We start from the raw sequence: 12,706 nt of genomic DNA, 5'->3' as shown, positions 1-12,706 counted from the left end.
GAGCAGCCATGTGTTCGGCCTGTTAGCGCGGTTCACGTGACCGCTGGCCATAATGCCCTCCGCGGATCAGGTCCCGGTCAAAAGCACGCATTCGATGATGCCCTGGCCCATGTGGGTTGTCCTGATCGCCGGATCGACCGGCACTGCATTACGTGCTGTTCGCCCTCCCAACCGTTACGTCACGCCGGCGATGTCGGCGCGATCTCGTTTAGACCGCCAGCGCGGCCGGCTCCTGATAGGGTTCGTTCCTGGCCATCATTGCCCAAGCCATCCTGGCGAGCTTATTGGCGAGCGCAATGGCCGCAACCTTGGTCGGCCGCCGCGCCAGCAGTCCAGTGAGCCAAGGCCGGTGGCCAGCACCATGGATCTTGGCATAGCGGATCAGGGCGAGTGCGCCAGCCGTGAACAGGCTGCGCAAATAACGGTCGCCTTGCTTGCTGATGCTGCCGAGCTTGTCCTTGCCCCCGCTCGAGTTCTGCTTTGGTACGAGCCCGACCCACGCTGAGAAGTCCCGTCCCGATCGAAAGGCCTTGGGATCAGCAATACTGGCAACCAGCGCTGTTGCCAGCGCCGGCCCGACGCCCGGGATCGCATCCAGCCGTTTGCTCGTCGCATTTGATCGATGCCAGGCGATGATGCGGCGGTCAAACTCAAGGATCTGAACTTTCAGGGCGCGCAATTGACCACCGAGAGCCGTAAGACATGCTCGAGCCACCTCGGGCAGACGATCGTCGGCTTGATCAGCGACAACTTCCAGCAATTGCTCGACACCTCGGCGCCCGACAGGGGCAACGATTCCGAACTCGGCAAGATAGGCACGGATCGAGTTGATCACTGCTGTCTGTTGACGGATGAAAAGATGGCGCGCTCGATGCAGCATCAGGCAGCTCTGCTGCTCGACTGTCTTGGTCGGCACAAATCGCATGTTGGGTCGCGTGACCGCTTCACAGATCGCCTCCGCGTCCATCGCGTCGTTCTTCTGCCGCTTGACGTAGGGCTTCACATAGGCCGGAGGCATCAATTGAACCGTGTGCCCCAACGCCTGCAGCTCGCGCGACCAATAGTGCGATGATGCGCAAGCTTCGATCCCTACCAAGCATGGCGGCAACTTCTGGAAAAACGCCAAGACGTGGCGACGCCTCAACTGACGGCGTACGACCACCTGGCCGGCTGCNGTCAACGCCGTGCACTTGGAAGACCGACTTCGCAATATCAAGACCGATCGTCGAAATTGACTGCATAGGCTGCTCCTCCGAATCGTGGGAGCCTCAAAACGGCGCCCACTCCTTGGCGATCTCGCGCCGGTGGAGGAGCCGTCCACAGCATCAGCAGCGGACTTATGCATCGCGGGTCGAAGACAGCCGGAGCCATGCCCGGTCTGAGCGTTGACACGATACTGGCCACGCGCCTGTGATCGCCGAAAACAACCGCGCCGGGTAATATTGAACGTGGATCAATACCGCTCGTGCTTGTCCGACTTCGACTGTCAGGTATCCGCGAGTTCCGACATAACCGACTGTTTGCGTAGGGGTGATCCGATGAATTCCAATGCAGATCTTTCGACAATTCTAGGCCGCATTCTTGATACAGCGGCAGACAATCTCAGGATCGCAAAGATTCTCGTCCAAATGGGACTTGATCCCAACAACATCACCTACGACGCACTGTTTAACCGGCTGTTTGAAATTGTGTTGGCCAATATCACGCTCGCCAACATGTTCGGCTTGGTTGGCGCTATCTTCTTTGTCGCTACCTTGCTTATGCAAAGAATGGTGCCGCTGCGGGTCGCGAATATGGTCGGCTGTACATTCTTCGCAATTTCTTGCGCGCTTTCCGGAAGCGTCGCCACCTTTCTGCTTTATCTGCTGCTGTTGCCAGTCAATGCCGTTCGCCTCTGTCAATTGCTCAGGCTTGTTAAGAAGGCACGTAACGCGACGCAGGGTGACAGGTCGATGGAATGGCTCAAACCATTCATGGCTGAACGTAGATATCGCCGAGGCGACATACTTTTCAGGAAGGGTGATGCCGCTACGGAAATGTTCCTCACCGTCACCGGGAAGTTTCTCGCCAAAGAAATCGGCGTCGAGCTTCCGCCGGGGCATCTCATGGGAGAACTTGGCTTTCTCACGCCCAATAACCGACGAACCGCAACGGTCGAGTGCAAAGAAGACGGCCACGTCCTGACCATAACTTATGAAAGGCTGCTTGAAATCTATTTTCAGAATGATCAGAAATTCGGCTATTATATCCTCGTCCTGACCAGCCAGCGTCTCCTGGAAAACAACCAGCGCCTCCAGGAAAGCATCGCGCGGCTGGAAGCAGCTCTCGCACAAGAGAAAGCGGCGCGACAGACGGCAGGCGCGCGTGGCACGGCTTGAATGGCATTGACTGCTGCACCATTGGTGGCACTACTGTCGCCGCGCCGCTGACATTGAGCGGCGAGACGGCTAAGGTTACCTCATATTGAGCCAGATATCGGTTGGAGGTCATTGATGGCCATCCTGTATTTCGAAGAGGCTGAGGTTGGCAAATTGCGTACGGCCGGCCCATACCTCGTCTCGAAGGAAGAAATCATCGAATTTGCCAGAAAGTACGACCCTCAGCCTTTCCACATCGATGAGGAAGCTGCCGCACGCTCAGTTTTTGCGGGCCTAACAGCCTCGGGTGCTCACACATTCGCGATAGTTATTTCGTTGCTGCCCAGAGCACAGCCTTATTCGCTTCGTATCCTTGCCGGCCTCGGCTGGGATGAACTCAGGCTGCCGATCCCGGTCCGCCCGGCAGACGAGCTTGATCTTGACGTTGCCATTCTAGAGAAGCGCGAGTCGAAGTCGAATTCTGACAGGGGTATCGTCCGCAACCAAATTCACCTCCGCAATCAAAAGCGCGAAATAGTGTTGCAATGCATCAACACTGTCCTCGTCGCGCGCCGGCCTGCGGAATCCTGAGACGCTGGTAGCTGTGAGTTCGGCGCGCCTAGGTTTGGTTCGTGTTGTTTGAGACAGCAAGACGGGACCTACAATGTCTGTCGTGGGTCAAAATGCGAAAAAACTCAACGAGAGCAAATTGAGTCCGCTATGCCTCGCTGAGCGGCCCTCAACGAGGCGTGCCGCCACTTCGCCGATGGGCCACAGGACTAAAGCAGGCGTGGCCGAACTCTCGGTTTCAGATGGCGAGTGATTAGCCTCCGCCGACATCGCCCTCACCCGATCGCGAAATCCGCCGCCGCCTCCGCATGGATCGCCGTCGTGTCGAACGTCTCGACCGACGTGTCGGCGGCACCCACCAGCATCGTGATCTCGGTGCAACCGAGGATGATGCACTCGGCACCGCGGGCGACGAGCGCGGCCATCACGTCCTGATAGCGGCGGCGCGAGGGCGCGGCGACGACTCCAAGGCACAACTCGTCGTAGATGATGCGGTTCACGTCGGCCCGCTCGGCGACGTCTGGAATCAGGACATCGAGATCATGCGCGCGCAGACGATCGACGTAGAAGTCCTCCTCCATCGTGAACTTCGTGCCGAGCAGCCCGACCCGCCGATATCCCTTGACCCGGATGCGCTGCGCGGTTGCGTCGCCGATGTGAATGAAGGGAACGGTCAGCTTCGAAATGATGTCGGGCGCGAGCTTGTGCATCGTGTTGGTGCACAGCACGATCGCACCGGCGCCTGCGCCCGCGAGCCGCTCGGCCACGTCCGCGAGGCTCGCCGCCGCCTCAGCCCAGCGGCCGTCGTATTGCATCTCCTTGATCTCCTGGAAGTCGTAGGAGTACAGCAGCAGCGGCGCCGAATGCAGCTTGCCCATGCGATCGCGGACACGCTCGTTGATGAGCTTGTAATAGAGCGCGGTGCTCTCCCAGCTCATGCCGCCGATCAGGCCGATGGTTTGCATAGCGGTGACTTTCGAAAATTGGCTCGCTCCGATCGTAGACGAAGACACCGAAGGCCGCCATCGCGATACGGAACGAACGGCTCGATGACGGCGGATTGAACCCGATCCGGCCTCAACGACACTATCCCCGTGGACAGTGCCTCGCCCATCCCTGGCCGATACGGGGAGCATCGCGCATGCGACAGCGAAACTGGCGATTGATTGCAGTGGGCACGGTGCTGCTGGTGATGGCCGTGCTGTTCTTCCTGTCGATGCGCGACACGACGCTGTGGTCCAATAATCCCGTCGCCCTGATGCGCACGGTCGGAGAGGTCTCCGGTGCCGTCGGCGGCATCAGCCTCGTCATGATCGTGTTCGGCCTGATCGGCTGCAAGGCGCCGGTCTGACCAGGCGTCGAAGCAATGGGCTTCGCGACCGCGGCATCACGCCTGCGCTACGAGCGGAATAACCGGTCTTCGATGCAAATCTGAATGTCAGAACCGCGCATCTCGTGCGGAATGGCATTTGGAGGCCTTGATGATCACCTCGAAGCTGTTGGTTGCGCTCGCACTCGTTTCGACGATCGGCGCCGTCTCGGCGCAATCCTTCCATCCGTCGGCCGCTGGAAAGGAAACCACTACGAAACCCTGGACGGCACCGATCGGCCATCGTCAGCCGCATGCGGCCGGCATTCCTGCAACGGCCATGGGATCGCTGGATTTCCTCGATCAGGAGGATGCCAATGTGGATCGGAAGATCAGCGGCATCTGCCGGGGTTGCTGATTGGCTCGCGTTAACGACGTTTAACGGTTCCGGTCGGAGCGGAAATCGCTTCGAGGTTTCTTAAAATTTGCTGGGTACCTGTTCCGAGCAGAGTGATCCGGAGAAAGACATGGGTAAGCGAGCCAAACGTGGAAAGGCGACGACGTTCGCACTACCGATGGTCGCGAGAGTTGCGATTGGCGTCGTGGCCGTCGCCGCACTGGGATACGGTTTGCTGTCTCGTCCGGCGGCCGTTCAGCCGATGCGGAAGCTGTCCGTGCACGAGGCCCAGGCCTCGTCATCTCCGGTTTACGTGGCAACGCCAGTTCATGCATCGGCTCCAGCTCCGGCTCCGATTCCGGCCCCGCTGGTCGAACCACCAAAAGCCGCTGACGGTCCCGGAGCATTTGTCCGGCAGGTGGTTGACTACGCCAGCCATCAGGCGCCGGGCACCGTGATCATCGATACCAAGAGCACGTTCCTTTATCTCGTTCTGAACGACGCGCAGGCGATGCGCTATGGCATCGGTGTCGGCCGCGAAGGCTTCACATGGTCCGGTGAGCAGACGGTGGCCCGCAAGACAGAATGGCCGGATTGGCGTCCGCCTGCAGACATGCTCGTGCGTCAGCCCTATCTGCCGCGGTTCATGGCGGGCGGTCCCACCAACCCGCTCGGCGCCCGGGCGATGTATCTCGGCGAGACCGACTATCGAATCCACGGCACCAACAAGCCCGATACGATCGGGAAGCGGGTTTCGTCCGGCTGTATCCGGCTGACCAACGAGGACGTCACGGACCTTTACGAGCGGGTGAAAGTCGGGGCGAAGGTAATCGTGCTTCCGGCAGCCGCTGCCCGCCGTCCATCCCAGGGAGCGTCGCCCGACGCGGCTTCCCGTTCGCCGGATCCGGCATTGCCGTCGAACCGGCCCTCGGCAACGAACGCGCAGATGCCGTCATCCGGACCGAAGATCGCCGAGGCTCAGTAGCGCAGGCCTCGGCCCTCGGTCTGAGGACAAGGAGGCAATTCAGCTTTTAAATCAGATTCTGGGCCCGAAGCCGACCTATCGGACGCCTTCCGCCGATGCCCGCTTGTGACCCCGAGCCGGCATTCCGGCGGCTACACGCCCCTGCGGCGTTACGATAATGTGCGGTCCATATCCACGATGGGGATCACGCATGCGACGGCGGGATTTTTTGACGGCGGTCAGCGGAATCGCAGCTTTCTCGTCTTCTCGCGTCACAGCACAGACCAAGTTGCCTGTGATTGGTTTCATGGGTGCAGCGACACCCTCCGCCTGGGCTCCGTGGACAGCCTCATTTGGCCGACGCCTCAATGAGCTTGGATGGGTCGACGGCAAAACCGTCAAGATTGAGTATCGTTGGGCCGAAGGAAGCGAGGAGCGCTACGCGCAAATAGGCGCGGAGCTCGTGAAGCTTCATGCCAACGTTCTTGTCGCGGTCGGAGGTGACTCGGCCAAGAAGGCGACTTCCACTATTCCGATCGTGGTAGCCTTGATGGCAGATCCGGTCGGCACTGGGCTCGTAGCCAGTCTTGCGCGACCGGGCGGCAATATCACCGGGATGTCTATCCAATCGCCGGATCTCGCGGGAAAGCGAATTGAATTTCTAAGAGAAGCCCTCCCTGCGTTAAAGCGCTTTGCAATCCTGACTTGGGTCGATTACCCCGGGACAGTGCTAGAGGCCGGTGCGGTTTATGCAGCCAGCAAAAAAGTTGGACTCGAGGTCGTCACCCTTTCCGTTCACTCGGCGAGCGACATAGAACCCGCGTTCGCGTCATTCGACCCTCAGCTGCAAGCTCTGTACGTTCCTCCGAATTTGCTCATGAACACAAATCGCATTCTGGTTAACAAGCTCGCGCTACAGCATCGCTTGCCGACCATGCATGGCTTTCGGGAATACGTGGATAGCGGCGGCCTCATGTCTTACGGACCCAATACGGCAAGTTTGTTTCGCCGAGCGGCAGAGTACGTTGACAAAATCCTCCGGGGAGCCAAGCCCGAGGAACTCCCAGTCGAGCAACCAACTGAGTTCGATCTGGTGGTAAATCTCAAAGTCGCCAAGGCTATCGGTTTGGAGCTATCTCCGTCATTTCTTGCTCGGGCTGATCAAGTCGTTGAGTGACCGGTCTTCTTCTGGCCCCTCAGCAAGTTGGCTGCGCGCTTCGTTGAGGTCAGGACACAGAGCGCGAGCGAAAGACTGGTGCACGGCCCAGGCTCTTCGCTTATCGGACCCACAGCGGTCATCGGCCGATTACCAGACGTTGGCGGCGCTACGAATTTTGGACCCAGCGGGAATGACGGTTCGCCGCGCGGCTCCGACGGTCATTCCGGAAGCCAGCGCGCGGCCTCATGAAGTCGCCGACCGCGGCCCTGGCCCGCCTCCGGCACGAAAATATTGCAGCCGCCTCGCAGCTGGCAAGCGATACGTCGGGGGATCATGGCGGGAGCATTGTCTCCGAGGCGGAGCCGTTGCATTCGGCTCCGCCTCCATCGCGCCTGCTACAGGCCCTTACGAATTCTTCTGCTTCGCCTCGACGTATCGCGCAAAGCTGTCGAGGATCGCCTGCCAGCCGCCTTGCTGCTGCTCGACCGAGTGCGCCGGCTCGCTGTCGAACGCGACGCGGACGACGACGGCCTTCGGACCGGGCACGAACTCGACTTCGGCCTTGCGATCGCCGAACGCGTATTCGATCAGCTTGTGCTCGACGATCGTCGTGTAGGTGCCGGCGAAGTCAAAACCCATGCTACCGTCCTTGGCTTCCATGCGGGACGAGAACACGCCGCCCTCGCGCAAATCGACCGTCGCCTTGGTGGTATGCCAGTCGTCCGACGCGGCGTTCCACTTCACGATGTCGGCAGGCGTCGTATAGGCACGCCAGACCTGATCGATCGGGGCGGCGACGCTGGTTTCGACGGTAATTCTCATGGGGTATTGCTCCAGTTCGATTTTGACGGCTCGAGATGACGACATCACGTCATTTGTGCGGGGTCCATGTCCAGCACGTCCGTGAAATGTCCACCCAAGGACGCTCGAGACCAGCCCCTGCCGACATCGCCGAGCCGTCAATGTGGTAAAAGATGCAAAAAATGCTATCTCTCACGCTTGAAGCTCCTCAGAACGGCCCGGTCATGCAATTACAATCGACCCTGACCTGTCCCGCATGCGGCCACAACTCAACAGAGACCATGCCGATCGACGCCTGCGAGTACTTCTATGACTGCAAGGGCTGCGGCACCAGGTTGAAGCCCCAGGCGGGCGACTGTTGCGTGTTCTGCTCCTATGGCAGCGTGCCGTGTCCGCCGATCCAGGAGAATGGCAAGAGCGCGTGCTGCAGTTAGGGTCGCCCCGGTGAAGCCGGCACGGCTGTCGTCGCGTCGGCGCCTCTTGCCGAATCCCTTCCGGGCCTTCAACCAGCGGCCTCAGATCGGCCTTGTCTTGCCGCGAATGGCCATCGACCGCTTGATGACTTGCTGGGCATCGGCGTAGCGCCCCTGATCCTTGTAGAGACCGGCCAGATTCTCCAGGACATCGGCGAGATCCGGATGCTTGGGACCGAGCGTCTTCTCCATGGTGGCCACCGACTGCTTGAACAGCCGTTCAGCGTCGGCATTGCGCCCCTGACGCGCGTAGAGCGCGGCCAGATTGTTCAACGCCTGCGCGACGTCGGGATGGTCGGGTCCGTACGCCTTCGTGGTCACCGCCATGGCTCGCTTGAGCAGCCGCTCGGCATCGGCATAACGATGACGGTTGATGTAGGCGTCGGCGAGGTTGCTCATCAGCACCGTGGCTTCGGGATCGTCGGGGCCGTTGGCCTTCTCGAGGACAGCCAGCCCGCGCTTGAACAGCGGCACGGCCTGGTCGTACCGTCCCTGACCGCTGTAGACGGCGGCGAGGTTGCTCAACGGCAGCACGATCGACGGATCGTCGGGGCCGACCGTTTTCTCGTCAATGGCGATGGACCGCTTGAGCAGCGGCTCTGCGTCCGCGTAGCGCCCTTCCGCGCGGTAGAGATCGCCCAGATTGTTCAGCACCATCGCGACTTCAGGGTGATCCGGGCCGAGCGTTTTTTCCCTGATGGCCAGCGAGCGCTTGTACAGCGGTTCGGCAACCGCGTATTGACCCAGATTATAGTGGATGGTGCCGAGATCATTCAGCGGCATCGCGACGTTGGCGTCATCGCTGCCGAACTCCTTCTCGCGCAGGGCCAGCGCCTTCTGGGCGAGCGGCAGCGCTTCGCTGTACTTGCCGGCCCGATAAAACTCCTTCATCTGCAGCGTGAGCGTGCCCGCCTCGTCCTCTGCCGCAGAGGACGGCGCAACGAGCGACAGGCTCAAAGCGAGCGCGGCGACCGCAACACGGATCGATGCTTTCAGGGCCTTCATCGCGCATTCCTTCGTCGCGGTTTTCGGGACTTACGCGACGTTGGTGCGCCTGGAGGCGGGGCAGGTTCAATGGCGGGGCGTCGTCTGTCCGAAATCAATCCTTCAAAGCCGCAGGCACGATATAGCGATCCAGCAGGTCCAGTTCGGGTGCAACCATGTTCTTGGATTCCCGCCCCGCGTTGAAGACGACGACCATGTCGAGCGAGGGGATGATGATGGTCTTTTGCGAATTGAAGCCCTTGGCGGCGACCCATTCGACGGTGCGATCGCCGTCCTGCGAGCGACCGACCCACCACTGATAACCGTATGACTGCGCCTCCTCGGCCTTGATGTGCTCGGCGGTCGATTGATCCACCCAGGAGGCCGGAACGATCTGCTTGCCGTTCCAGGCCCCGCGGTTGAGAACGAGCTGGCCGATCTTCGCCCAGTCGCGCGGCCGCAGGCTCAGGCCGCTCGCCGACGTTGGAAGGCCGCTAACCGGATTTTTGTACCAGGCCACATCCTCGATCCCGAGCGGCGCGAAGATGTTTTCCTGAGCCAGCACATCGACGCCCTTCCCGGTGACCTTCTTCAGGATGGCACCGATCAGCTCGGTTTCCGCATTGTTGTACTGGAAGGAAGCGCCAAGAGCCCGCTCGGAGCCCAATCCCGCCGACATTGTCAGGAGATGGCGTAGCGTGATGCGATCCTTGTCGGCTTCACGCAAGCCCGCGTAGTCAGGGAGATACGACACCAGCGGAGCGTCGAGATCCCTGATCAAGCCGCGCTCCATGGCGATGCCGACCAGCAGCGAGACGACGCTCTTGGTCATGGAATAACCATTGTGCCGCGTGGTCGCGTCGTAATTCATCTGATGCGGATAATCGTAGTAGCGCTCGTAGACGAGCACGCCGTGCCTGATGACGACGATGTCGTCCACGTTGGCGAGTTTGCCACCGCTGATGCCCTCGTCCATCGCGCAGAGCAGCGCCTCGTTCAGCCCCTGCTTGTCCGGCGAACTCATCGCCCATCCGTCGCGGATATCCTGCGGAATGCCGCAACCGGACGCAGGCTCGGCTGCGGGTGCGACTGGACTCAAAGCAAGGTCACACACGGCTGCAATGACACAGATCCATGTCCGCATGTCAGGCTCTCCCCCACCAGTGCCCACGACGAGCAACCCAAGGATGCCGTTCTGTGTGTGACCGTTTTGCGGCGTTGCAGGTTTTGAAAGAGCCTTCATTATAGGCAGGCGCCTGAATGCAACACAGTGCGGCCATCTTGATCCACTAGGTCAACGCCACATTTTTGGAGCGGCATCGATGCGTCGGCCACATTGGTTTTGCCTCGCCTTGTTCTTTGGCCTGGCCTCGTCCGCGCATGCGGCGGGTCTGCAGCTTCTGGACACCGATCCGACCTTGGCGGGCGCCATCTGGTATCCGTGCGCGGCCGATCCGCAGGAAGTAGCCCTCGGCAAGGTGTCGATGAATTTCATCACCACGTTGCAGGGCGTGAAGGATTGCCCCGTCTCCGGGAGCAGACTGCCGGTTGTCATCATCGCGCACGGCCGCGGCGGCTGGTTTGGCGGACATGATGACACCGCGCAGGCGCTCGCCGATGCCGGCTTTGTCGTCGCGGCCATCAATTATCGCGGCGACAACGGGGCCGACCGTTCGCAAAGCGAAAGCCTGTACAACATCACCGCACGCCCGGCCGATACGATCCGCCTGCTGAACTTCATGCTGAACGACTGGCGCGATCGCGCGGTGATCGATCCCGAAAGGATCGGCTTCTTTGGCTTTTCCGCCGGCGCCTATACCGGATTGATCCTGGCGGGTGCGAAGCCGGACTATCAAAAGATTGCGGGGCTCTGTACCGAGAGCAACAATTCACTGGGATGCGAGCAGTTTCGTCGTGGCGACATTCCGCCCGAGCCGGCGCACGAGCCGCGCATCCGCGCTGCGGTCCTCGCTGACACGGCTTTGAACTTCATGTTTTCGCCAGAGGGACTGACCGGCGTGCACATCCCCCTGCTGATCTGGCGATCGAAATCGGGAGGCGGCGGTGTCGATCCCCAAAACGCGGCGCTGACGGCGAGCAGCCTGCCGGGCAAGCCGGAGGTGCGCGTCGTGCCCGCCGGTCACTTCGCTTTCCTGGCGCCGTGCACGGCGAAATTCGCCGCCGAAATTCCCCGGCTATGCACCGATCCGCCGGGCTTCGACAGAGCCGCGTTTCATCGCGAGCTCAACGCGAGCATCGTGAGCTTCCTTCGCGATCATCTCGCCGCCGAGGGCGACAATCGCTGAACCGGGAGTGCCCTCACGATCGCGCGCAGCAGTCCCGCATTGCTGAAGCCGATATCCTCGCGCGTCATCCCCATCCGCAGGATCACCAGCTTGCGCGAGGGAATGATGGCGATCACCTGGCGCAGATGCCCTTGCATCATGAAGGTGTCGGCGGGGAGATCGAAGCCCTGGCCCTTGGCCAGCCAGATCTGTCCGCGGCCGTAGACCGGACCGTGGCCTTCATCGGACACGGGAGAGGGTGAGCGCATATAGTCGACGAAGCCAACGGGGAGAAGCTGCTGGCCGTTCCACGCGCCGCCCAATCGCAAAAACTCGCCGAAGCGCGCCCAATCATGCGCGTTGGCAAAGAGGAAGCCTTCGCCGCGAAACGTGCCTGCCTCGTCGGCCTCGAGAACGGCGCTGGTCATGCCCAAAGGATTGAACAGCCGCTCGCGCGGGTAAGACGGAGCCATCTCGCCTACCGCGTTCTGCCAGAGCCGCGTCAGCAGGACGGACTCGCCGCTGGAATAGTTGAATCTCGTTCCCGGCGGAGCGACCGGCGGAAGGTCCCGCGCGAAAGCGGCCGTATCCCTCACCAGATATTCCATGCGCCCGGGATCGGTGATGCGCCCCTGATCTTCGCTCCATTTCAATCCGCCGGTCATGGCCATCAGATCGGCGACCGAGATCTCCGCGCGAGCATCGCCCGCCCATTGCGGAAACAGATGCTTCTGATCGAGCGACAGCTTGCCATCCTTGATCGCCATGCCGACCAGGGCCGCCGTGACGCTCTTGGTCATCGACCAGCCCTGCAACGGCGTTGCAGCGCTGAAACCCTGGCCATAGGCCTCGGCGATGATCCGGCCGTCGTGGACGACGACGATGGCGCGCATGCCCGGCCCCTGCAAGGCCGGGTCGTTTACCGCGGCCTGCAAGCGCGCGTTCTCGGACGTCTCCACCTTCTCGCCAGCAGGCCAGGGCGCGTCGGCGCTTGAGGCGGGCGGGAGTTGTTGCGCAGCGGGCCGTTTCCAGGCCTCGTCGTTCATGACGTTGGTGCAGCCTCGTCCCTCGACATAATAGGCGTGACGTTTGGCAATGAATCCAAAAAAGGCAGCATCGACGCGGTGATCGGCGGCGTTGACGTTGACCTTCACCAGACGGAAGATCGGATGCTCAACGGCCGTCAAGTCGGCCTGCACGATCGCGCTCATATCGCGCCCGGCGATGAAGACATGCGAGCAGACGGTTTTCGCGGCAGCCCCAGTGACAAGTTGCAGGACATCCTGTCGGGCAATGTCCATCCATGCGCCGAACCCCACGATCGCCAGCACCAGAAGGCCGACGACAACACCGAAAACCCTGAGCGCCCGACGCATCATCTTCCACCTGAACCTCGGCGCTTTCTAC

Annotated in this window: 13 protein-coding genes and 1 pseudogene; 8 read left to right on the top strand and 6 right to left on the bottom strand. The window is 61.1% G+C overall.

Annotated features, from left to right (window positions below; translation table 11 throughout):
* Positions 1-208: 208 nt before the first annotated feature.
* A pseudogene (locus tag K3F49_RS32090) lies at positions 209-1,241 on the bottom strand (IS110 family transposase).
* Between the two features lie 297 nt (positions 1,242-1,538).
* Here K3F49_RS32090 and K3F49_RS32085 point away from each other — a divergent pair.
* On the top strand, positions 1,539-2,378 hold the full coding sequence (locus K3F49_RS32085; RefSeq protein WP_234684896.1) for a Crp/Fnr family transcriptional regulator: 840 nt from the start codon (positions 1,539-1,541) through the stop codon (positions 2,376-2,378).
* A 114-nt stretch (positions 2,379-2,492) separates the two neighbouring features.
* Positions 2,493-2,948, top strand: coding sequence for a MaoC/PaaZ C-terminal domain-containing protein (locus K3F49_RS32080; protein ID WP_234684895.1), 456 nt, complete (start codon positions 2,493-2,495; stop codon positions 2,946-2,948).
* A 254-nt stretch (positions 2,949-3,202) separates the two neighbouring features.
* Here K3F49_RS32080 and K3F49_RS32075 read toward each other — a convergent pair whose 3' ends face one another.
* Positions 3,203-3,892, bottom strand: coding sequence for an aspartate/glutamate racemase family protein (locus tag K3F49_RS32075; RefSeq protein ID WP_234684894.1), 690 nt, complete (start codon positions 3,890-3,892; stop codon positions 3,203-3,205).
* Positions 3,893-4,068: 176 nt separating this feature from the next.
* On the opposite strand from K3F49_RS32075, the gene K3F49_RS32070 reads away from it, so the two are divergent.
* The 4 genes from K3F49_RS32070 to K3F49_RS32055 all read left to right on the top strand — a co-directional run bounded on the left by K3F49_RS32070 (position 4,069) and on the right by K3F49_RS32055 (position 6,774).
* The gene (locus K3F49_RS32070; RefSeq protein ID WP_234684893.1) at positions 4,069-4,278 is read left to right on the top strand and encodes a hypothetical protein; all 210 of its coding nucleotides are present in this window, start codon (positions 4,069-4,071) and stop codon (positions 4,276-4,278) included.
* A gap of 130 nt (positions 4,279-4,408) precedes the next feature.
* Complete coding sequence (locus K3F49_RS32065; RefSeq protein ID WP_234684892.1) at positions 4,409-4,654, top strand: hypothetical protein; 246 nt, start codon at positions 4,409-4,411, stop codon at positions 4,652-4,654.
* Positions 4,655-4,763: 109 nt separating this feature from the next.
* Positions 4,764-5,618 (top strand): L,D-transpeptidase, encoded by an 855-nt coding sequence (locus K3F49_RS32060; RefSeq protein WP_234684891.1) that lies wholly within the window; start codon positions 4,764-4,766, stop codon positions 5,616-5,618.
* Between the two features lie 190 nt (positions 5,619-5,808).
* Positions 5,809-6,774, top strand: a complete 966-nt coding sequence (locus K3F49_RS32055; protein ID WP_234684890.1) for an ABC transporter substrate-binding protein — start codon at positions 5,809-5,811, stop codon at positions 6,772-6,774.
* A gap of 387 nt (positions 6,775-7,161) precedes the next feature.
* Here K3F49_RS32055 and K3F49_RS32050 read toward each other — a convergent pair whose 3' ends face one another.
* Positions 7,162-7,578, bottom strand: coding sequence for an SRPBCC family protein (locus K3F49_RS32050; RefSeq protein WP_234684889.1), 417 nt, complete (start codon positions 7,576-7,578; stop codon positions 7,162-7,164).
* A 203-nt stretch (positions 7,579-7,781) separates the two neighbouring features.
* On the opposite strand from K3F49_RS32050, the gene K3F49_RS32045 reads away from it, so the two are divergent.
* Positions 7,782-7,991, top strand: coding sequence for a GDCCVxC domain-containing (seleno)protein (locus K3F49_RS32045; protein WP_234684888.1), 210 nt, complete (start codon positions 7,782-7,784; stop codon positions 7,989-7,991).
* 81 nt (positions 7,992-8,072) lie between these two features.
* Here K3F49_RS32045 and K3F49_RS32040 read toward each other — a convergent pair whose 3' ends face one another.
* Entirely contained in the window at positions 8,073-8,987 is a 915-nt protein-coding gene (locus K3F49_RS32040) for a tetratricopeptide repeat protein (protein WP_234684887.1), read from the bottom strand.
* A 142-nt stretch (positions 8,988-9,129) separates the two neighbouring features.
* Positions 9,130-10,038, bottom strand: a complete 909-nt coding sequence (locus K3F49_RS32035; protein WP_234684886.1) for a serine hydrolase domain-containing protein — start codon at positions 10,036-10,038, stop codon at positions 9,130-9,132.
* A 298-nt stretch (positions 10,039-10,336) separates the two neighbouring features.
* Between K3F49_RS32035 and K3F49_RS32030 the strand changes: the two genes are divergently transcribed.
* Complete coding sequence (locus K3F49_RS32030; protein ID WP_234684885.1) at positions 10,337-11,320, top strand: alpha/beta hydrolase family protein; 984 nt, start codon at positions 10,337-10,339, stop codon at positions 11,318-11,320.
* On the opposite strand, the gene K3F49_RS32025 is transcribed toward K3F49_RS32030, so the two are convergent.
* Positions 11,290-12,675: a serine hydrolase domain-containing protein gene (locus K3F49_RS32025; protein WP_234684884.1), complete on the bottom strand. Its 1,386-nt coding sequence runs from the start codon at positions 12,673-12,675 to the stop codon at positions 11,290-11,292. The two genes, K3F49_RS32030 and K3F49_RS32025, sit on opposite strands and share 31 nt — an antisense overlap.
* Between the last annotated feature and the right edge of the window lie 31 nt (positions 12,676-12,706).

The organism is Bradyrhizobium monzae (genome assembly GCF_021458635.1).
GTDB lineage: Bacteria > Pseudomonadota > Alphaproteobacteria > Rhizobiales > Xanthobacteraceae > Bradyrhizobium.
This window is presented reverse-complemented; position numbering and strand designations above follow the sequence as displayed.

What these genes read in the sequence shown, in the direction of transcription:
- K3F49_RS32085 (WP_234684896.1), top strand. Translation starts at nt 1,539, where the DNA reads ATGAATTCCAATGCAGATCTTTCGACAATTCTAGGCCGCATTCTTGAT.
- K3F49_RS32080 (WP_234684895.1), top strand. Translation starts at nt 2,493, where the DNA reads ATGGCCATCCTGTATTTCGAAGAGGCTGAGGTTGGCAAATTGCGTACG.
- K3F49_RS32075 (WP_234684894.1), bottom strand. Translation starts at nt 3,892, where the DNA reads ATGCAAACCATCGGCCTGATCGGCGGCATGAGCTGGGAGAGCACCGCG.
- K3F49_RS32070 (WP_234684893.1), top strand. Translation starts at nt 4,069, where the DNA reads ATGCGACAGCGAAACTGGCGATTGATTGCAGTGGGCACGGTGCTGCTG.
- K3F49_RS32065 (WP_234684892.1), top strand. Translation starts at nt 4,409, where the DNA reads ATGATCACCTCGAAGCTGTTGGTTGCGCTCGCACTCGTTTCGACGATC.
- K3F49_RS32060 (WP_234684891.1), top strand. Translation starts at nt 4,764, where the DNA reads ATGGGTAAGCGAGCCAAACGTGGAAAGGCGACGACGTTCGCACTACCG.
- K3F49_RS32055 (WP_234684890.1), top strand. Translation starts at nt 5,809, where the DNA reads ATGCGACGGCGGGATTTTTTGACGGCGGTCAGCGGAATCGCAGCTTTC.
- K3F49_RS32050 (WP_234684889.1), bottom strand. Translation starts at nt 7,578, where the DNA reads ATGAGAATTACCGTCGAAACCAGCGTCGCCGCCCCGATCGATCAGGTC.
- K3F49_RS32045 (WP_234684888.1), top strand. Translation starts at nt 7,782, where the DNA reads ATGCAATTACAATCGACCCTGACCTGTCCCGCATGCGGCCACAACTCA.
- K3F49_RS32035 (WP_234684886.1), bottom strand. Translation starts at nt 10,038, where the DNA reads ATGAGTTCGCCGGACAAGCAGGGGCTGAACGAGGCGCTGCTCTGCGCG.
- K3F49_RS32030 (WP_234684885.1), top strand. Translation starts at nt 10,337, where the DNA reads ATGCGTCGGCCACATTGGTTTTGCCTCGCCTTGTTCTTTGGCCTGGCC.
- K3F49_RS32025 (WP_234684884.1), bottom strand. Translation starts at nt 12,675, where the DNA reads ATGCGTCGGGCGCTCAGGGTTTTCGGTGTTGTCGTCGGCCTTCTGGTG.